General features: G+C 46.0%; 10 protein-coding genes. 7 read left to right on the top strand and 3 right to left on the bottom strand.

The genetic code is table 11. The annotated features are described in order from the left end of the window. Nucleotides 1-63 precede the first annotated feature (63 nt). Complete coding sequence (locus tag NQ505_RS05295) at nt 64-1590, bottom strand: sulfatase-like hydrolase/transferase (protein WP_009001292.1); 1527 nt, start codon at nt 1588-1590, stop codon at nt 64-66. 308 nt (nt 1591-1898) lie between these two features. Here NQ505_RS05295 and NQ505_RS05290 point away from each other — a divergent pair, with 308 nt between their 5' ends. Further along, nucleotides 1899-3758 carry a BACON domain-containing protein gene (locus NQ505_RS05290; RefSeq protein ID WP_009001293.1) on the top strand — a complete coding sequence of 620 codons (1860 nt, stop codon included), beginning with the start codon at nt 1899-1901 and terminating at the stop codon, nt 3756-3758. Nucleotides 3759-3892: 134 nt separating this feature from the next. On the opposite strand, the gene NQ505_RS05285 is transcribed toward NQ505_RS05290, so the two are convergent. Next, nucleotides 3893-4663 (bottom strand): hypothetical protein, encoded by a 771-nt coding sequence (locus tag NQ505_RS05285; protein ID WP_009001294.1) that lies wholly within the window; start codon nt 4661-4663, stop codon nt 3893-3895. 30 nt (nt 4664-4693) lie between these two features. Continuing rightward, entirely contained in the window at nt 4694-6142 is a 1449-nt protein-coding gene (locus NQ505_RS05280) for a hypothetical protein (protein WP_009001295.1), read from the bottom strand. Nucleotides 6143-6403: 261 nt separating this feature from the next. Here NQ505_RS05280 and NQ505_RS05275 point away from each other — a divergent pair, with 261 nt between their 5' ends. The 6 genes from NQ505_RS05275 to NQ505_RS05250 all read left to right on the top strand — a co-directional run bounded on the left by NQ505_RS05275 (nt 6404) and on the right by NQ505_RS05250 (nt 22359). Next, nucleotides 6404-10480 carry a hybrid sensor histidine kinase/response regulator transcription factor gene (locus NQ505_RS05275; RefSeq protein ID WP_009001296.1) on the top strand — a complete coding sequence of 1359 codons (4077 nt, stop codon included), beginning with the start codon at nt 6404-6406 and terminating at the stop codon, nt 10478-10480. Nucleotides 10481-11053: 573 nt separating this feature from the next. Then, nucleotides 11054-14203 carry a SusC/RagA family TonB-linked outer membrane protein gene (locus NQ505_RS05270; RefSeq protein ID WP_009001297.1) on the top strand — a complete coding sequence of 1050 codons (3150 nt, stop codon included), beginning with the start codon at nt 11054-11056 and terminating at the stop codon, nt 14201-14203. A gap of 12 nt (nt 14204-14215) precedes the next feature. Then, nucleotides 14216-15826, top strand: a complete 1611-nt coding sequence (locus NQ505_RS05265; protein ID WP_009001298.1) for a RagB/SusD family nutrient uptake outer membrane protein — start codon at nt 14216-14218, stop codon at nt 15824-15826. A 46-nt stretch (nt 15827-15872) separates the two neighbouring features. Further along, nucleotides 15873-18713 (top strand): beta-glucosidase, encoded by a 2841-nt coding sequence (locus NQ505_RS05260; protein WP_009001299.1) that lies wholly within the window; start codon nt 15873-15875, stop codon nt 18711-18713. A gap of 5 nt (nt 18714-18718) precedes the next feature. Next, nucleotides 18719-21100 (top strand): glycosyl hydrolase family 95 catalytic domain-containing protein, encoded by a 2382-nt coding sequence (locus tag NQ505_RS05255; protein ID WP_009001300.1) that lies wholly within the window; start codon nt 18719-18721, stop codon nt 21098-21100. Between the two features lie 8 nt (nt 21101-21108). Further along, nucleotides 21109-22359, top strand: coding sequence for a glycoside hydrolase family 88 protein (locus NQ505_RS05250; RefSeq protein ID WP_009001301.1), 1251 nt, complete (start codon nt 21109-21111; stop codon nt 22357-22359). The last annotated feature ends 9 nt before the right edge of the window (nt 22360-22368 follow it).

The raw sequence follows: 22368 nt of genomic DNA, 5'->3' as shown, positions 1-22368 counted from the left end.
ATCCCGCTAGAATAGAACGATTGTTTTATCAACTGGATTTATGTTCAGAATAAACATTTGACCTTATTTTAATGGTTCTTCTTCTACTTCACTGCGATAATAACCATCCACTTCGGCAAAGAAATTCTGTTTCAGAGAATCCAGAAGTTGGGGGTGTTGGGCCGCCTCGTTCTGATGTTGAGTCCGGTCGGCTTTTACATTGAACAATCCGTATTCACCCAGGTTGCCTAATTCATTTCCGGTCAGGTTGCGTTCGGAACCTTTATAAGGAGGCATCATAATCCAGTCACCCGAACGGTAAGCCATACGTCCCTGTGCTTCCAATACTACATCTTTGCGGGCAGTTGAAGCTTTTCCGAAGAAAGCATCGAGGTAATTCCGGCTATCCAGCCCTTCCGGCAAATCGGCATGTACCATTGAACCCAAAGAAGCAAGGATATCCACCTGGCAAACCAGCGCATCAGATACAACCGGCTGAATCTTTCCTTTCCAATAGACAAACAAAGGAATATGCGTACCGCCATCAAACAGACTGTACTTGCCTCCGCGAAGTCCTCCTGCAGGAAGATGATTGCCTGCCAACTCCGGAGCACCGTCTTTGTAACCGTCATTCAATACAGGACCGTTATCGCTGGAGAAGATAATCAGTGTGTTTTCCAACAATCCTTCTTTCTTCAGGTGAGCAAGCAATTCACCGACACACCAGTCCGCCTCAACGATAGCATCACCACGAGGTCCCATGGTTGTTTTGCCCACAAAACGCTGGTGGGGAGCGCGGGGTACATGAGGTTCGTGCAGGCCGTAGTACAAGAAGAAGGGAGCATCCTTGTGTTCGGTTACAAAATTCTTCACCTTATCTACAAAATAGTCGGCCATGTCCTCGTCTTTCCAACGGGCTTTCTGACCGCCTTTCATATAACCGATACGGGGTATTCCATTTACTATGGAGTTATTGTGTCCGTGTGCCCACTGCATCTTCAGCATCTCCGGGTGAGAGATGGCAGTCGGTTCTCCTTCAAAATTCTTCTCGTAACTTACTTCGATGGGATCAGCCGGATCGAGTCCCACGACATCGCCGTTTTCCACGTAAACGGTCGGCACACGGTCATTGGTTGCCGCAATCAGGCAAGAGTAATCGAAACCGATTTCCCTGGCACCCGGTTTGACGGTTTCATTCCAGTTGACATTCCCGTCGCCCATACCCAAATGCCATTTTCCGATAGCTCCGGTCACATAACCACATTGCTGCATCATCTTTGGCAAAGTGAACTGATGCTCATTGATGATAAGAGGAGCATCGCCAGGCAGGATTTTTGCATCCTTATTTTTCCACGGATACATTCCGGTCATCAAGGCATAACGACTGGGAGTAGACGTCGCCGAAGTGGCATATCCATTCGTGAAGCAGACTCCTCCATGAGCCAGACTGTCGATATTCGGGGTATGAATGGTAGTCGATCCATAAGCGCTGACATCGCCAAATCCCAGATCATCGGCAAGAATCACAATCACATTCGGTTTTTCTTCTACTTGCTGCGAGGTACAACCTACCAAAGACAATGTAGGAACAAGATAGATTAATGTTTTCATCATATTATGCAGTTAATAACGATGCAAATTTAGCCACCGCTTATCTATTTATATAGAACAAATGTTTAATAATGGGGAGTCATGTCCATCCTGTACTTATTCCCTCGAAAAATACATCTTTTACCTCATGAAAACACCCAAAAGAAGTTGGCAGTTCTTCTTTGGGATATTATTGCAACTATTTGGTTCAATATCAAAAAACAGTCTCTATAAGATTATCTACCTTTGTTTCTATCAAAAACTCCTACGAATCACCGTCCGGAAAAGATGAATTATTATCATACTATTTACTCAAAAAACACACTATCATGAAAAAACTCATTCATACTTTGGCACTACAAAGTATAAAAGTAAAACTCTTGGGACTATTACTCTTTTTAGCGGGAAACTTACAGGCATGTTCCGATGAAGAAACCGCATCCATTCAAGTCAATGCAGATGTGCTCTACTTTAACGGTACGGGAGAGACGCAGGAACTGCAGATAGAATCTTCAGGGGAATGGACCGTCACAGTGGCCAAAGGGGGAGAATGGTGTCATTACAAGATGAAAGAAAATGCACCCTCTGTCCTGTCCGTATCCACAGACGCCAATCAAACCGGGAAAGAACGCCTGACCCGGTTAATCATCTCTTCCGGCTCCGCTGAAAAAAGAGTGGAAGTCTATCAGAGGGCAGCCTCATCCTCCACCACGCCCACTTATCCGCAAGTGGATTCAGATCTGCCTCTTTCTTCATTAACCGATGAACAGGGGAATATTCTGCCTGATTTCAGTAATATCGGCTATATGGGTAGCGAGCAGGAGATTCCCGATGTAAAAGTGGTAGAAACCATCGAAGCACCCGCAAACGGGGCAGATGCCACCCGGTTAATCCAAAATGCAATCGACAAAGTGGCTCAAATCACTTCCGCAACCAATGGTTTCAAAGGAGCCATCCTCCTGAAAAAAGGACGTTACAGCATTTCAGGAACGTTGAACATCCGATCATCGGGAATCGTACTTCGTGGTGAAGGAGAAGATTCTAAAACGGGAACCGTATTGATTGCTGCAGGAAAAGGACAAAGAACTCTCATTAAATTCGAGGGTACGGGTTCTTCTTCTCCCAGTAGTCCTTCTCTATTCAATATAAAGGATGATTACGTTCCGGTAGGCCAGTTCTGGGTGAGGGTTTTAAATCCGTCCTCTTTTCAAGTAGGAGATGAAGTGACCATCTATCGTCCCGGAACCGCCCAGTGGATCAGTGATCTGAAAATGAATCAGATTCCGGAAAGAACCACCGGAGACCCTATTGTACAATGGACTCCCGAAAGCTACAACCTAAGCTACGAACGCACCATCACTCATATTATAAACGATGCGCTGCACTTCGACAATCCCATCATGATGGCTATGGAAACCCCATATAATAAAGGTGCCGTATTCAAATCGAGCTTCAAAGGAAGAATCAACCGGTGTGGAGTTGAGGATATGCTGATAGAAAGCGAATATACGTCTGATACCGATGAAGACCACGGATGGGTTGCCATAGAATTTAATAAGATGGAGCAGAGCTGGGTGCGCAATATCACTTCCAGGTATTTCGGCAACGGACTGGTTAGTTTGAACTCCGGAACCCGGTATGTAACAGTGAAAGACTGCAAATGCCTGGATGCAAAATCCATCATTACCGGTGGAAGACGCTATTCTTACAATATGAATCAGGCACAACAATGCTTAGTGATAGACTGTGAAGCCACCGAGGGACGCCATGACTGTGTTACGGGTAGCAAGGGAGTCGGTCCTAACGCATTTGTCAGAGTCAACATACGGAATGCACATGGAGACACAGGCCCTCACCAGCGTTGGAATGTAGGCACGCTCTATGACAACATCAACAGCGACGGTCCGATCAATATACAGGATCGCAGTAACTGGGGAACAGGACACGGTTGGGCCGGAGCCAATCAGGTACTCTGGAACTGCACCGCCAAAGAAGTATGTGTTCAGAATCCCTGGGTATCGGCGAAGAATTATAGTATAGGAACTAAAGGAACCAAACATGCAGGAGACTTTAAGAATCCGGTTCGTCCGGACGGTGTTTGGGTAAGGGCCAATGCCACCGTATCACCTGCCTCTCTCTTCGAAGCACAACTGGAATTACGCAAGCGGACGGGAAGACTTTATCATTAAAGAAGTTGCGCAAAAGAAGTTGACGCATTACCTGTCAATTACATACAACAATCCCCTTATTTCAACCCTGTCTTATCAATTAAAAGGGAGAAATAAGGGGATTTTCTTTAGAGGAGTTTCAACCTGTGAGATGTCTATTTACCGATTACCGCATCCCATGTCGTTGCAAAACGGAAGTTACCGATGTTTCCTTTATAGTTCTTGCGATACCTGTAATAGATTGACTTCAGCCCGTTTTTCAGTTCATCTCCTTCGGCATTTGCAACCAGCCCATTTGCCGGTTCGCCCTGACTCAAATCCGGATTGACATACAAAACAGCCTGCTTCTTGTCGTAATCCACTTTCAGTACCAATAAATGCGTCTGGTTGTAATCGTAAGTTTCAGTACCCTCGGTACAATCCGTACGTACCGCCACACCGAATTTAATCTTGTCTTTCCCTTCACCGGCCACAAACACTTTGCCGCGCACAGCCCTGCTAAGCGGATTAATATCCAAGCCTGCAAAATCATAAAACTTAGTGGAACCCAGTTTCTCGAAATTGACCAGAAAAGCCAGATAATACGCACCACGGGCATACTCCTTATTACTCTTCGTCAACGGATAAACACTCACCCGGTTCAACTGCCCTTCGCCCGCCAGATTAATCGACGGTCCGCTCTCATTGTAACCTTTATAAGAAAGCGGCTCACCGATAACAGGTCCCTCTTCCACTTCCACCGCTTTCGCATTGAACGCACCATACCAGGTATTGAAACGCGGTGTATCCTGATCGCTCGTATAAACTCCCTTTTCCAACTGATCCCCGGGTTTATACCCTTTCAACAAATTATTCCTCAAGGATTGTGCATGCCCCATCAGAGCAACAGCAACCATGATTACCAATAAACATACTTTCTTCATCATTCGATATTTTATTTAGTTTGGATAAAACACTTATTTCTGATAATAAAGGTCGAAAACGATGGTAGCGTCGGCAGCATCATTGGAGCCATCCAGTTCATTGATCTGACGAATCAGCATAATACCTATCTTACCGTTCTTAGAACTCTTGAAAACAACTACGCCATTCAGATCAAACCGGTCTCTTCCCACAGACTCACCAGGCTTGATGCTCTGCACAGTGATACGGTCTATCTTCGAAGTTCCATCGAACAAAGCCGGAGTCGCCGTTTCCGAAATTTCCGCCAACTGATCGTTTCTGACTAAATCTATAATGTTCTTCTCCTTTTCGATGCTTTCCTGAAGCACCAGGAATTTAGTCTGAATATCGGCATATCCCGGGAACATCGTGATAGCAGTCTCTTTATCCTTGGCATCATCTTTGGACGTTGTGAAAAGATTCGTCCCGTTACATCTGAAGTTCCTAAGATTATGAGCAATCTTATCGAAATTACCAAAAGCAAAAGCAGGACCGGAATAAGTGTTTGCAATCAAATCTATCTCCGAACGGCGTTTCTTGTTCTCGTCGGCATTTAATGTAGGATCGTCGTTCATGTAGCAGGCAGTCTGTATATCCAACTGGCCGGCATCGGTCACTGTCAACAGACAGCCGAAATCACGATTCTGCGCACTTCCCATCATTTGATTTTTGAACACCAACACTTTGGCTCCGGGTTCGGGAGGCGTCACCTCTTCTTTCACCGTGCAAGTTACCGCATCAAACATCACCTCTTTCGCTTTGCCATTCACCGTGTAAGCCACTATCAAAGAATAAGAGCCTACCGGCATATTCTCCGGAACGGTGAAAGTCAGATTTCCACTTGCCAGACTACTGTTGGTCATCGGAGTATCTTCGATAGTAAGCTGCTTACGCAGGCTGACTTTCGTTACCACCACATCTTCCCAGTTACTCATTCCCACCGTTACCGAAGCACCGGCTTTCAAACTACCCAGAGTGGCTTTTGCGGCATTCACGTCTGCAAACTCAAGTTCCTTTTCTTCGGGTTCCGGCTCCGGTTCCTGCACTTCAACAAACCGCTGATAGGTATATGTTTTCTCCGTTTCCGGACTGCCCGTATCATATCCGTAAGTGATCTCTACCGTATTGCCGTCCTCACTTAGTTTGAACCGATGCTTGTCTCCGCTCTGATAAATCAATACCGATTCATCCACCACACGATATTTGCCCTGCAAATCCACATGTTCGAGTGCCTCCGTCTCTATATTATAGGTACAGATGTACGAAGTGTGATCGGCATTGAAGGTCGCTACAAACTTCTGTGATATGCTTTCGCGTGTCCAGATTCCCTCCAGCAGGTTATTTCCCAGGTTCTTGTCCCAGTCATCGTCCTTGTCGCAGGATACAAACAGGCAGGACGTAAGAGACAGTAATACATAAGACACCAGATGCAGTGTCCGATTAAAAAGAATGCTTTTTTTCATAATAATATGTTTTTCAATTCAACAAATTCTACGATGGTAAAAATAGGCACTTCCTTTCCAATCTATTTTCTAATATGCACCAAAGAATTGCAAATTCCTTTTCGCACTTATAATTTTCCGTCGAAACCTTATAAGAATCGTTCAACTATCTATCTGATAGGGAAAAGGGCACAAAATAATGGGAGTCTTTGGGAGGTGTTTTACTGTTTTTTGCTATTTTTGTTGCAAGTAAAAACACTCTTTCCTTAAAATCATCCACTTATGAAAAGACTTTTTTGTACATTGCTGCTTGCTATTTCCGTACAGTTTCTTTTTGCCAATCAGCCTTATCATTTCTCTCATTTGTCTGTCAAAGATGGATTATCCCAGCTGAACGTCACCTGTATCTATCAGGACAAATTAGGATATATATGGTTTGGTACACGCAACGGACTCAATAAATTCAACGGAAATTCCTTCGAGGTTTACTGGAACCATGCCGACGATCCGCACAGTATCAGTAGCAATATCATTAATTGCATGGCGGAAGATGCAGAAGGCAACCTGTGGATAGGCACAGAAAACGGCCTGAACAGGCTCGACAAGAATAAGAACGAGTTTAAACGGTATCATATCAACCAGCAGGAAAACAAGGACAAGAACAAGATTACCTCACTTTGTCTTGACCAGCAGGGTACCTTATGGGTAGGAGCCGCCTCCGAAGGACTGTTTGCCTACACTCCCCAAGGAGATTCCCTGAAAAACATCTCCACCAAAGAGCTGAAAGGAAATTGGGTAAATGATATTATTGAAAGGGACCACAAACTCTACATCGCCTCCTACAACAAAGGACTGCTTATCTACGATTTACAGCAACAGGCAGTAGTCCGTTCCTTCCAACAAAATTCCGAATCACTGCCTATCCCGTCGAACCGGATCAGAAAAGTGCACATCGACAGAAAAGGAAATATATGGCTGGGAAACGACACACACGGCGTCTATGTCATCAAACACGATCCGGCGGAAGTGGTGTGTTACAATACCCGGAACGGACTATCCAACAATAACATCCGTTGCATCAACGAGTCTCCCTCGGGTAAAATATGGATAGGCACTTTCGACGGCCTGAACATCCTCAATCCGGTGACCAACCGGATACAAACCTATCGCTACGGCACACAGGGCACATTGAGTCATCATTCCATCTACAGCATTCTGTTCGACCGGATGCAAACCATCTGGATCGGAACGTATGCAGGAGGTATCAGCTACTATAACCCTTACGGACATCTCTTCGACTTTTACAGTCCCAGCTCGTCCCTAAACAAAACCTTGGGTATCTTAGGTCCTGCCATCGAACACGACGGGACTTTATACATCGGAGCCGAAGGAGGAGGATTGATTACTTTCGACCTCGAACAGCAGACTTTCCAGCAATACATACTCCCGCACAATCCCGGTGAGTCGATGCAAAGCGTCATTAAAACCGTCTATTACGACAAGAACCGGATTTTATGCGGAACGAGCATCGGGGAAATCTATGAATTCAACCTGCACAATCACCATTTCTCACTGATTTTCCAGAATAATGACCGGAATCCGATTTACCACATCAGTAAAAGCATTTCTGGAGAACTGATTGTAGGTTCTACAAGTCCGAAAGAGGGACTGATGTTTATTTCAGATACCCCATCGCTTCACGTGCAGACCGAATTTGCCGTAAAAGGCGAGGGCACTTTCCGTTTTGCCAGTGTCATCTGTGTATGCGAAATCAGTAACGATGTGTTTCTAATCGGCACCAAAGAGAAAGGCTTATTCTTTTATGACAAGATCAATCACTCCCTGCTTTCCTACAACCACACCAACGGACTAACTGCCAAACATATCAGCAGTATTCTAAAGGACCGTTCCGGCAGGATATGGATCAGCAGCATGGATGGCGGACTAAGTGAATTCAACATCACGACCGAGCAATTCACCACCTACAATGAGAAAAGCGGCTTGCAAAGCAATCAGGTTTGCAAAGTGGTGGAGGGAGCCGACAACAGTTTATGGATCAGCACGCTAAATGGCATTTCGAGATTAGACCTCCGTACCCGGAGCATTACCAATTACAACAAAGAAAGCGGAATACAGATACAGGAGTTTTCTCCCTGTGCAGGATTCCGCCTGTCCGACAACCGGATTTTCTTTGCCGGCAACAACGGTTTTACCCTGTTCAACCCCAATGATATTGTCACCAACCCCAACGTCCCTCCCATTATATTGGACAAACTATATATCAACAACAAACTGGTATGCCCCAACGACAAAGAAAATGTACTGCAGGAGAACATCTCCACCCAAAAGAAAATCGTACTCAATCATAATCAGACCAATATAACCATTGAATACTGTGCGCTGAACTATATCTTCAACAGCAAAAACGAATATTCCTACAAACTGGAAGGGTTCGACTCCGACTGGAACAAGGTCGGCAACCGACGCACTGCCTACTACACCAATATTCCGGCCGGAACTTACCACTTCATCGTGAAAGGCTCCAACAACGACGGAATCTGGAATGAACAGGGAGCCACACTGGAAATCGTTGTCCTGCCTCCCCTGTGGAAGACCTGGTGGGCTTACTTGATATACAGTGCCGTCGCCATTGCCCTGATCGCTTTCATCATCCGCTATTTTACGGAGAAGAAACGCCTGCAAAACAACATCAGGCTCAAACAGATGGAAGCGGAAGTGCACGAAGAGTTTTATCAGGAACGGAACCGTCTCTTCACCAACTTCTCGCATGAACTGCGTACTCCGTTGACCTTAATCATGGCTCCATTGGAGGAATTCGTAAGACGAACGGATTTGGTGGATGATGTTCATTACAAATCCCAGCTGATGCTGCGCAACGCGCAACGCCTGCTCCGTATCGTCAACAACCTGATGGACCTGCAAAAGAATGAAAGCGGAACCATGAAACTACAAGTTTCCGAGCATGACATCGTCAAGTTCACACACGAAGCGGTAAGCTCTTTCCAGGATCTGGCACTGTACCGGAACATCCATTTAAGGTTCAAACATGCCGTAGACGAGCAACCGGTGTGGTTCGACTGGAACCTGTTGGAGAAAGTTTATTTCAACTTCCTCTCCAATGCTTTCAAGAACGTACCGGACGGAGGTTCCATACGAGTGGAACTGAATGTGAAATCACTCTCCGAACTTGCTATCTTCGTGCCTGCCAGACTGAACAAGTATAAGAACCCGGAAATAAAATACCTCACCGTATCCATTCAGGACAACGGTGTCGGCATTGATCCCGACGAACTGGAGAAAATTTTCCGTCCTTTCTATCAGGTAGCACAAAACGAACATTCCAAATCGGGAACGGGCATCGGACTAAGTCTAAGCAAAGCCATTATAGAAATGCACCACGGAGTGGTATGGGCAGACAATGCTCCCGACTCCGGCGCAGTCTTCCAATTTGTCCTGCCTATCGACAAAAACGGTTTCGACCCGGAAACGATGGTAGAATCATCCTCCAACGAAACCGTATTATTTAATGTGGAACTTCCGGACACTGCTTTCGAAGCCGAGCATTCGGGCAAGAAGCAGGCCACGATTCTGATAGTAGAAGACAATCGCGACCTGAACAACTATATCTGTTCCTGTCTGGCGGATAAATACAACGTAATAGGAGTGACCAATGGTGAAGAAGCACTCGCCAAAGCCATCAACCTGCTGCCAAACCTGATTATCACCGACCTGATGATGCCGAAAATGAACGGTATCGAACTGATCCGGCAACTGAAGAAAGACATGAATTCCAGCCATATCCCTATCATCATGGTCACTGCCAAGACGGGTACAAACGATATTAAGGAGGGATACGCCGCCGGAGCGGACGAGTACATCACCAAACCTTTCGACGCTTCGATATTGAAAGTCAGAGTGGACAACATCATCCAAAGCCGGGAAAGGCTGAAAGACCTGTACAGCAAAAACTTCTCGCTCGAATCCCTGGGAGTGGATATGACATCTGTGGACGAGAAATTTATGCAGAACTTGTATGCCACTTTGCAGCAGAACATTGCCAACTCCGACCTGAACCTGGATGCTTTCTGCAGAGAACTCGGTTTAAGTAAATCGAACCTCTACCGGAAAATAAAACAGATCACCGGATATTCGCCGAATGAATTTATCCGCAACTTCCGGTTGGAAACTGCTGCCAAGATGTTGAAAGAAACAGATATGACAATTACAGAAGTATATTGTGCGGTGGGTTATAACAGTCTGGCCTATTTCTCCAATTGCTTCAAGGCATTGTATGGCGTTTCACCAACCGAGTTCAAGAACAAAGCGGAGGGAAAATAACGCCTACTGTCATCCTTCAAAACGATTAAATGTTTGATTGTTGCACCGTAACAGATTATTATTTCATCGTTGTATCTAAGGTTTTTCAGTGCAGAGATTAAGGATTTTCAGTGCAGGAATTAGTGAGCTTTTATGCAGTCGGGTAGTCGTCCCGTTGTAAGGGGATAATAGTCACCTTATAGAATGATAAATATCACCTTATAAGATGACATTAGTCACTTTATAATATGACTATCTGTCTTTAGAAGGATGAGAAACTCTAAAGATACAAAATTAAACAGCAAAAAGCAAGAGGGAGACTGGAAATATTGCCTCATCGGCGGAACGGATGGATTGCATTTCCGCACGTTAGTTTGTAATATTCCACCATACGTTTGTAAAATGACGTATTTTTCAGGGAGTGTCCGTTTTTACAAGCATTAGAATAGCCTGTGTAATCGACTCTCGTCGGAACGTCCTATTTTTGAGTCAGAAAAACATCGTCGGAGTTTTATCTCTTTATCTCTGCGATCGAAGTAGTTATCAGAAATAGAACAGAAATCTTTTATTTAACAATTTATTAAACTAATATTTATGAAACAGAAAGTAGCTTTCATGCTATTGGTTATTTCGTTCTGGTGTGCATCTGCTATTCAAGCACAGACGGGAAGCCAAATTACAGGTAAAGTTGTCGATGCCTCCGGGGAACTCGCAGGAGTCAGTGTGGTGGTAAAAGGAACAACAAATGGAGTGACTACAAACATGGACGGCGAATTCAAATTGGGAAACGTAAAATCCGGCGACGTTCTGAAATTCTCTTTTGTAGGTTATAAAACCCAGGAAGTGAAAGTGGGCAATAAGAAAAGATTCGATATTGTAATGGAAGAAGATGCCCAGACATTGGAAGAGGTAACTGTAGTGGCTGTGGGTTACGGTGACGTCAGAAGGCGGGACCTGACCGGTTCTATCGGCAAGGCCAATATAAGTGATATGACGAGAACCCCGGTAAACAATATCGCGGAGAGTCTGGGTGGCCGTATTGCCGGTGTACAGGTGACTTCTACCGACGGAGCTTTGGGGGATAACTTCAATATCGTCATCCGCGGAGCGGGTTCGCTGACGCAAAGCACGGCTCCTCTCTATGTAATAGATGGATTTCCGCAGGAAAGTTCCAGCATGAGCGCCCTCAATCCGAATGACATCGCATCTATCGACATCTTGAAAGATGCGTCCGCCACAGCTATTTACGGTTCGCGCGGTGCCAATGGTGTCGTTATCATCACTACCAAACAGGGACAGGCCAGCAAGGCGAAAGTGACTTATAACGGAAGCGTCAGCATAAGCAAAGTCAACAAAACGATGGATATGATGAGCGGTTATGATTTCGCTTTGTTACAACAGGAAATCATGTCGGCAGACGACTTCTCCAATTATTATCTGAAGAATGGTGTCACCCTGGAAGATTACAAAACTTTTAGAGATTATGACTGGCAGGATGAAATCTACCGTACAGCCGTCAGCCACAATCACTATGTGGGATTGAACGGCGGTAGCGACAAGATGAAATATTCGGCTTCGCTCTCTTACAGCAATCAGCAGGGTATTGTTATCAATACGGATTTGAGCCGTTATCAGGGACGTTTCAATTTCAGCCAGCAAATCAATAAGAAGATAAAGGTAAATGCGAATGCGAATTTCGCCAGTAACGTGCAGAACGGAGTCAGTCCGTCGGCACAGGCTTCGTCGATGTCTCATTCCTTATTATACAGTGTTTGGGGATACCGTCCGGTTTCTCCGTCGGGTTCCGACCTGTTGGCGGCCATGTATGATGAAGATGTGTCGATGAGCGATGACTATCGTTTCAATCCGGTACTTTCCGCACGGAATGAATACCGTCGCAACACGACTAATCACCTGCAAGCCAACTTAGGAGTGGAATGGGAAATTATCAAGAACCTGAAATTCAAGACTACCGCCGGATATACGGGACGGGACATCAAAAGAGAAGAGTTCAACGGCAGTCAGACCCGTACAGGTAACTCGCATCCTAAGAATACACAAAGCAAGGGTATCAATGCCAAGCTGACTCAACAGGAAACCAGAAATTACCTGAATGAGAATACGTTGACTTATCAGTTCAACAAGAACAAACACAGTTTCAACGCCCTGGCCGGTCTGACTTTCCAGAAATATTCCGACTATACGACCAGCATCACGCAGGATTACATCACGAACGAATCTTTCGGCATGGCTGGTATCGGTAAGAGTGAAGCTACTCCGACAACTACCGCATCGCTGGGCGACAATGCTATGATGTCTTACTTCACCCGTTTCAATTACAATTATAAATCAAAATATTACGCAAACTTTACCATACGTGCCGACGGCTCTTCCAAGTTTGCCAAGGATAATCGCTGGGGATACTTCCCGTCCGGTTCGCTGGCATGGACTTTTTCACGTGAGAGTTTTGTAAGCGGGAATCTTCCCTGGCTATCAAACGGTAAATTACGCGCAAGCTGGGGTCTGACGGGTAACAACCGCATCGGAAATTATGATCATATGGCGCAGCTGATTACACACAGCGACTACTATAAATATCCGTGGGACAGCTCTTTCACTACCGGTTATGTACTGAATTCCATGGCCAACCCCAGCCTGAAATGGGAGACGACCGAACAGTTCGACCTCGGTATCGATCTGGGCTTCCTCAAAGGCCGCATCAACCTGACACTGGACTACTATATCAAAACGACCAAAGACCTGTTATTGAACGCGGAAGTTCCGGCAAGTTCGGGTTATGCCACAGCAACACTGAATATCGGTAAGCTGCGTAACAAAGGTTTTGAAATCACCCTGGAAAGCACCAATATCACAACGAAAGACTTCACATGGAGCTCTAACTTCAACATTGCATTCAACAATAATGAAATTATCGCCCTCAACTCCGGACAGAAAGAAATGCTTAGCTACGTCAGATGGGACAATGCCTACAACAATATGCCTGCTTATATCAGCCGCGTAGGTGAATCTGCCGGAAAACTGTATGGCTACATCTACGAGGGTACTTACAAGTACGACGATTTTAACCAGACCACTAATTCGGACGGCTCCATATCATACAAACTGAAAGACGGAATCCCCAGAATCTCCGACAGTGTACAACCGGGTGACCCCAGATACAAGAAACTGTCCAACGACGGAACCAACAAAATCACCGACGACGACCGTACCATTATCGGCAACGGACAACCGAAACACACGGGAGGATTCACCAACAACTTTGTCTATAAGAACTGGGACTTGAACATCTTCCTGCAATGGAGCTATGGAAACGATATTCTGAATGCAAACAGAATGGTTTTCGAAAACCCGAGCAACCGGACCAATACGAATATGTTCGCCTCTTACAACAACCGCTGGAGCGCAGCCAATCCTACCAGTGACATGCCGAGAGCGAAAGCTCTGGACGCCAAACATTACAGTTCTCTGTACGTGGAAGACGGCTCTTTCCTGAAGTTAAAGACCATCTCTTTAGGATACAACTTAGGAAGAAAAGCGCTCTACAAACTGGGTATTCAGGCAGCCAGAGTGTACTTCTCCGCTGAAAATATAGCCACCCTCTCGGGATATTCCGGTTCAGACCCGGAAGTTTCCGTCCGCAACAGCGTATTGACTCCCGGATTCGACTGGTCTTCCTGCCCGCGTTCATTCAATGCATCATTTGGCGTAAACATAACATTTTAAAGAGTATTCAACATGAAAAAGATATATCGCAATTTAAAGACCGCTGTACTGGCATTAGGATGTATGTCCTTACTACTGTCATCCTGTTCAGACTTCCTGGATAGAAACCCGCATGATTTCGTCTCTCCCGAAATCTTCTACAAAAATGAAAGTGACTGTATGATGGCACTGGCCGGAGTTTATTGGACACTGGCTACCGACCATGTATACGGTGAGAGGTACTCGAATATCCTATCCAATACCGACGACTTGAGTTATTATGCCCGCCTGAACCAAAGCGGTCAGGTTTATACCAACTCACACAATTCAAGTAATAATGATATTTACCAGACGTGGACCCAGCTCTATTCCGGCATCAACAACGCCAACGTATTATTGGACAATATCGATGCAGCCAACATTCCGGATGCAGCCGTGAAGAACCGCATTAAGGGGGAAGCCAAATTCCTGCGTGCCTACTACCACTTTCTGCTTGTACAGAGCTGGTATGAAGTACCCATCCGCACGGAAACCGTGACCGACATCAATAACAGTTCCCTTGCGGCAACTCCGCATGCAGAAGCCATTGACTGGATTATCAAGGAGATGGAAGACTGCATCGACCTGGTGGATGACTCCAAATACGATCTGTCTCCATCACACGTCAAAAAGACAACTGTTCAAGGCATATTGGCACGCGTCTGCTTATGGCGTGCCGGATCGCCCTCCAATGGCGGCAAGGAGTTTTATGAAAAAGCGGCCAAGTATGCCAAGGCTGTATATGACTCGCATAAGCACAAGCTATATCAGGGAGATATTTATGCGATCTGGAAAAACATTGCTTCCGACAAGTATGATACGGAATACAATGAAAGTATGTGGGAAGTGGAATTCATCGGTACCCGCGTGGACGGCAAGTTTACCTACTCACGCATAGGAAACACTATCGGAAACTGGCAGGAAAACACTTCTGCTACCGGTAAGGGATATGCCTACGGGTTCTATTGCGGCTCATTGATCTTATGGGATTTGTTCGAGAAAAACCCCGGTGACTTACGTCGCGACTTATCAATGGCTACTTACAAACTCAACACCAACGACGCTGCCGTATACTGGAAAGATACGGAAATCGTGACACGCCGTTGCGGCAAATACCGCAGGGAATGGACCACTACTTCTCCTAAAGAGAAGAACAACGACCAGATCAACTATCCGGTGCTGCGTTATGCCGATGTGCTGCTCATGCTGGCCGAAGCCGAGAACGAAGCCGGTAAAGCCCCTACTGACCTGGCCTACGATGCAATCAATGAGGTGCGCGAACGTGCCGGAATCGATAAAGTGGAGAACCTGTCATACGCGGAATTCCAACAGGAAGTGCGCGACGAAAGAGCCCGTGAACTCTGTTTCGAAAGCCTGCGCAAGTACGACCTTATCCGCTGGGGAATTTATTATGATGCCGCTCATAACAAACTGACTGAAGCCACGAACGACAAACGGTGGACTACCAGCGGGTATTATAAAGCAGCTAAAGAATATGCAGCCAATACGGAAGAAAGGCATCAGTTCCTGCCTATTCCGATGAAAGAATTGGGAGTGAACTTACTTCTGAAACAAAACTCTTATTGGAGTAACACAGCAGAATAGTCTTATCTCCCGTTTTGAGAAACATTATACCCCCAACAGAAAAACCATGAAACAGCTATTAATTACAGTCCTTTTGTCAGGAAGTTGCGGATTTCTTGCTGCACAGAAAACAGTTAAAACACCTGCCATATATAAACCTGTCCGTACCGAGATGTATAAAAAGGGATGGATAGACTTTAACAAGAACGGGATGAAGGACATTTATGAAGATCCTTCAGCACCTGTCGATGCACGCATCGAGGATTTGCTCAAGCAGATGACGCTGGAAGAAAAGACCTGTCAGATGGTCACTCTGTATGGGTATAAGAGGGTATTAAAGGATGATCTGCCCACTCCCGAATGGAAGAACCAGTTGTGGAAAGATGGTATCGGAGCCATTGACGAGCACCTGAACGGATTTCAACAATGGGGACTTCCTCCATCGGACAATGAATATGTCTGGCCTGCTTCCCGTCATGCGTGGGCGTTGAATGAGGTGCAGCGGTTCTTTATAGAAGAAACTCGGTTGGGTATTCCTACCGATTTCACCAACGAAGGGATTCGTGGGGTAGAAAGTTACAAAGCAACGAACTTTCCTACTCAACTCGGATTAGGACATACCTGGAATCGGGAACTCATCCGCCAGGTCGGTGTTATCACCGGACGGGAAGCCCGTATGCTGGGGTATACCAATGTTTACGCACCCATACTCGATGTGGGGCGCGACCAGCGGTGGGGACGTTATGAAGAAGTGTACGGGGAGTCTCCTTATCTGGTAGCCGAACTGGGCATTGAAATGGTGCGGGGGATGCAGCAGGATTATCAGGTGGCTGCCACGGGAAAGCATTTCATCGCTTACAGTAACAACAAAGGCGGACGTGAAGGCATGTCCCGCGTTGATCCGCAGATGTCTCCGCGCGAGGTTGAGATGGTTCATGTTTATCCTTTCAAGCGGGTGATCCGTGAAGCGGGATTGCTGGGAGTGATGAGTTCTTACAATGATTATGACGGGTTTCCTATCCAAAGCAGCTATTACTGGCTGACTACCCGCCTGCGCGGAGAGATGGGATTTCGTGGATATGTTGTTTCCGACAGTGATGCTGTGGAGTATCTTTATACCAAACATAATACTGCCAAGGATATGAAAGAGGCGGTAAGGCAAAGCGTAGAAGCCGGATTAAATGTCCGTTGCACGTTCCGCTCTCCCGATTCTTATGTATTGCCGTTGAGGGAATTAGTAAAAGAGGGGGGATTGAGTGAAGAGGTCATCAATGACCGGGTACGGGATATTCTGCGTGTCAAGTTTCTAGTCGGACTGTTCGATCATCCGTATCAGACAGATTTGAAAGGGGCGGATGAAGAAGTGGAAAAAGCAGAAAACGAGGAAGTCGCCCTGCAGGCTTCCCGAGAATCGATCGTACTGCTGAAAAACGATCAAGACGTGTTGCCGCTGGATATTTCAGGTATCAAGAAGATAGCGGTTTGCGGACCGAATGCGGATGAATGTTCTTATGCATTGGGACATTATGGGCCATTGGCGGTAGAGGTGACTTCTGTACTGAAAGGTATTCAAGAGAAGACGGACGGGAAAGTGGAAGTGCTTTATAGCAAAGGATGCGAACTGGTAGATGCGAACTGGCCGGAATCGGAATTGATTGATTTTCCGCTGACGGAAGAAGAGCAAAAGGAAATAGACAGAGCTGTCAGTCAGGCAAAAGAGGCGGATGTAGCAGTAGTTGTATTGGGAGGTGGACAGCGTACGTGCGGAGAGAACAAATCCCGCAGTAGTCTCGATCTGCCGGGGAGGCAACTCGACCTGTTGAAAGCAGTAGTGGCTACGGGCAAACCCGTCGTACTGGTGCTTATCAACGGAAGACCTTTGTCTATTAACTGGGCTGACAAGTTTGTTCCCGCCATTCTCGAAGCGTGGTATCCGGGAGCGAAAGGTGGAAAAGCGGTAGCCGATGTGCTTTTCGGAGATTATAATCCGGGTGGTAAACTAACTGTCACTTTCCCGAAAACGGTCGGACAAATTCCTTTCAATTTCCCGTGCAAACCATCTTCTCAAATTGATGGGGGGAAGAATCCGGGAATGGATGGCAATATGTCACGTGCAAACGGTGCATTGTATGCTTTCGGACATGGCTTGAGTTATACCTCTTTCGAATATTCCGACTTGAAAATAACCCCGGCAGTTATCACTCCTAATCAAAAGACGTATGTCACCTGCAAAGTGACGAATACAGGCAAACGGGCAGGAGATGAAGTAGTACAACTCTATGTGCGCGATGTGTTGAGCAGCGTCACTACGTACGAGAAGAACTTGGCCGGGTTTGAACGAATCCATCTGAAGCCAGGTGAAACAAAGGAAGTTTTTTTTCCCATTGACCGGAAGGCATTAGAGTTGCTGAACGCGGATATGCATTGGGTAGTAGAGCCCGGTGATTTCACACTGATGGTAGGGGCTTCTTCTACGGATATTCGTCTGAACGGCACGTTAACGGTGACTGACCGCATAAACGACTCTACTCCGCAAAGCAAGGAAAACGAATCTCCAATAAGTGCAAGTACGAATCAGGAAATGGTGAATAACGTGGTGGATAACGACCTTACCACTTTTTGGGAGGGAAACAAAGGGGATTACATCACCTTTGCCTTACAGAACGAAGCGAAAGTGGATGGCATTTCCATTGCCTTTCATCGCGATAACGGACTGGAAACCGATTTTGAAATACAGCTTTCCAGTGGTGGCGGACAGTTCCTGACGGTGTACTCCGGCACAGTGAAAGAGTATCATAAGCTGTTGAACTTTCCTTTCAAAGGAACTACTGCCAGCGACCTGCGTATCGTGTTAGGCAGTGACAGAGTGGGCATTACAGAAATCAAATTACCTCAAATTAAAAAATAAGATATATGAAAACCAGACTATTCCTCTTATTTATTATGTGTCTGTTTATTCTGCCGTCGGCATCAGCACAACAGAAAGAATATTCGTTGTGGTACAGTCAGCCTGCACCTAATGAAGGAGCTGAAAACATTGTAAAGAGTCGCGGATTCCCTTATGACAAATATTGGGAGAGATGGTCTTTACCCATAGGGAACGGATATATGGGGGCTTGCATATTCGGACGCACGGATACGGAGCGTATTCAGTTGACAGAAAAAACATTCGGCGTCAAAGGACCGTACAAGAAAGGGGGCATCGGCAACTTTGCGGAAATATATATAGAGGGTATTCACCATGACCAGCCATTGAACTACAAACGTTCACTGCGCCTCAATGACGCTATCTCCAGGGTAAACTACCAATACGAGGGTGTGAACTATACAAGGGAATATTTCGCCAACTACCCAAGCAATGTAATCGTCGTAAAGCTCAAAGCGGACCAACCCGGAAAAATTTCGTTCACTCTTCGTCCCGTGCTTCCTTACCTGCACGAATATAACGACGAAGGAACCGGACGTACAGGCAAGGTATCAGCGCAGAATGACTTGATTACCCTGACCGGAGATATACAGTTTTTCCGGCTTCCGTATGAAGCGCAGATTAAAGTAATTCCCAGTGGGGGACAGCTAAAAGCGATGAACGACGAATTGGGAAACAACGGAACCATCCGCATACAACAGGCTGACAGCGTAGTGTTACTGATTAATGCACAAACTGCTTATCAACTGAAAAGTTCGGTATTCACGGCATCTCCGGAAAATAAGTTTACCGGAAACGAGCATCCGCACCGTGCTGTCAGCCAATGCATACAAAAAGCGGCCGACAAAGGATATGAGGCATTGTGCAAAGAGCATATAGCCGATTATCAGTCTCTCTTCAGCCGGGTGGACTTGCATCTTTGTAATGAGACTCCCGGTATACCGACTGACAGCCTGTTGCACGACTATCAGAGAGGAAAAGAAAGTTTATATATGGATGAATTATTGTTCCAGTACGGACGTTATTTATTAATCGCTTCGTCGAGAAAGGGTTCGTTGCCACCCCATCTCCAGGGAGCATGGAGCCAGTATGAATATGCGCCCTGGTCCGGAGGCTACTGGCATAACATCAATATACAAATGAATTACTGGGCTGCCTTTAACACGAATCTGGCGGAAGTATTTATTCCTTATGTGGAATACAATGAGGCTTTCCGTCAATCGGCCAACGAGAAAGCGACAGGTTATATCAAAAAGAATAACCCTGACGCCTTATCGGCCATCCCCGAAGAAAACGGATGGACCATCGGAACGGGGGCAAACGCTTTCTCAATAGATAGCCCCGGCGGACATTCGGGACCTGGAACGGGAGGATTCACCACCAAATTATTCTGGGATTATTATGATTTCACCAGGGATGAGGATATACTGAAGAAACACTCTTATCCCGCCATGCTGGGTATGGCCAAATTTCTTTCGAAAACTCTGAAACCGACAGAGGAAGAATATTTGCTAGCCGACCCGTCTTCTTCGCCTGAACAATATCATAATGGTACGACCTACCAGACGAAAGGTTGTGCATTCGATCAGGGAATGATTTGGGAGAGTTTTCATGATGTATTGAAAGCAGCGGATATCTTAAAAGAGGAGTCGCCTTTTCTCCGGACGATAAAAGAGCAGATTGGCAAACTGGATGCCATCCAAATTGGAGAATCGGGGCAGATAAAAGAATATCGTGAAGAAAAAAAGTATAGTGACATCGGAGATCCGCGCCATCGCCATATTTCGCATTTATGCGCACTCTATCCGGGTACGCTGATTAATGCGGAGACTCCTGAATGGTTGAAGGCGGCTACCGTAACTTTAAACAACCGGGGAGATAAATCGACAGGATGGGGTGTCGCCCATCGTTTAAACTTATGGGCACGGGTAAAAGACGGGGATATGGCGTACCAACGATACCAGCTGTTATTGAAGAAGTATATCCTTGAAAACCTGTGGAATATGCACCCGCCTTTCCAGATTGACGGAAACCTGGGTGGGACTGCCGGAGTAGCAGAAATGTTGATTCAAAGTCATGAAGGGTATATCGACCCGCTCCCCGCCCTGCCGGCTGCATGGAGAGACGGAAGTTATGAAGGTTTGGTAGCCCGGGGAAACTTTGTGGTTTCCGTTTTCTGGAAACAGGGGCTCATGACTCAAATGAATGTCTTATCCAGAGCGGGTGGCGAATGCGTCATTCAATACAAGGATATTGCCAATTTTACAATCAAAGACGCCAAAGGAAAGAAAGTGAAAACTATCCGGGAAAGTAAGAACCGGATCAGATTTGCCACCCAAAAAGGAAATACCTATTACTTAAACCATTAATAAAAGATATGAGACTGAAAAAACAAATAGCTATTCTGGCACTAGGAGCAGGTTTCGCCGCCTGCACTCCCCAACCGGCAACCAACCTCATTGAAGATAACATGGAGTTTGCACAGCAACAGCTCCGGTTTGCTTTTGATGAGATAGATTATGCCATCGTCAATGAGTCACCCGAAAGCCGCGCGAAACGGGAAAAGAACGGTTGGGGAGAACTGACCAACCCCCGCAATTCGGAACCGGACGGGACACTGAACCTGGTGCCGTCCAAAGACTGGACAAGCGGATTCTTTCCGGGAGAACTTTGGTTCCTTTACGAATATACCCAAAACAATTTCTGGAAAAAGAAAGCCCAGCAACATACTGATATATTAGAGAAGGAAAAGATGAACGGAAGTACTCACGACATGGGTTTTAAAGTCTATTGCAGCTTTGGCAACGGATACCGTCTGACGCAAGATGAACACTATAAGGAGGTCTTGCTGCAATCAGCACGCACGCTCGCTACACGCTTCAAACCGGCGGCAGGGATTATCCGGTCGTGGGATCATAGTACGGCCAAATGGGCATGTCCGGTGATTATTGATAATATGATGAACCTTGAACTGCTGTTCTGGGCTACTAAGGAGAGCAAAGACTCTACGTTTTACCGGATAGCGGTCGACCATGCAAGAACTACGATGAAGCATCATTTCCGGCCTGATTTCAGCAGTTATCATGTGATAGATTATGATACAATTACAGGGCAGGTATTAAAAAAGAATACTCATCAGGGCTTTGCCGATGAATCTGCCTGGTCACGCGGACAGGCATGGGCGCTCTACGGATATACGATGTGTTATCGCGAAACCCGGTTACCGGAGTTTTTGGAGCAGGCTCAAAACATAGAGAAGTATCTCTTTACTCATCCCAATATGCCGGAGGATCTTATTCCTTACTGGGATTTCGATGCGCCTGGCATACCCGACGAGCCACGTGATGTTTCAGCGGCTACGGTTATCGCTTCGGCACTTTATGAACTTAGCTTGTATGATCCTGAAAAGGGTGAACGCTACAGGAGCAATGCGGATAAGATCATAGAGAACCTGACGAAGCATTATCGCGCTATGCTAAAGAAAGACAACGGTTTCCTGTTATTGCACAGCACGGGGACCAAACCGACTAATACGGAAGTGGACGTACCTATTGTCTATGCCGACTATTATTTCATAGAAGCGTTGATGCGTAAAAACAAATTAGAAAAAACGGGTAAACAGTTTTAATCTTAAATC

This window comes from Bacteroides sp. D2, assembly GCF_025147085.1.
Classification (GTDB): Bacteria; Bacteroidota; Bacteroidia; order Bacteroidales; family Bacteroidaceae; genus Bacteroides.
This window is presented reverse-complemented; position numbering and strand designations above follow the sequence as displayed.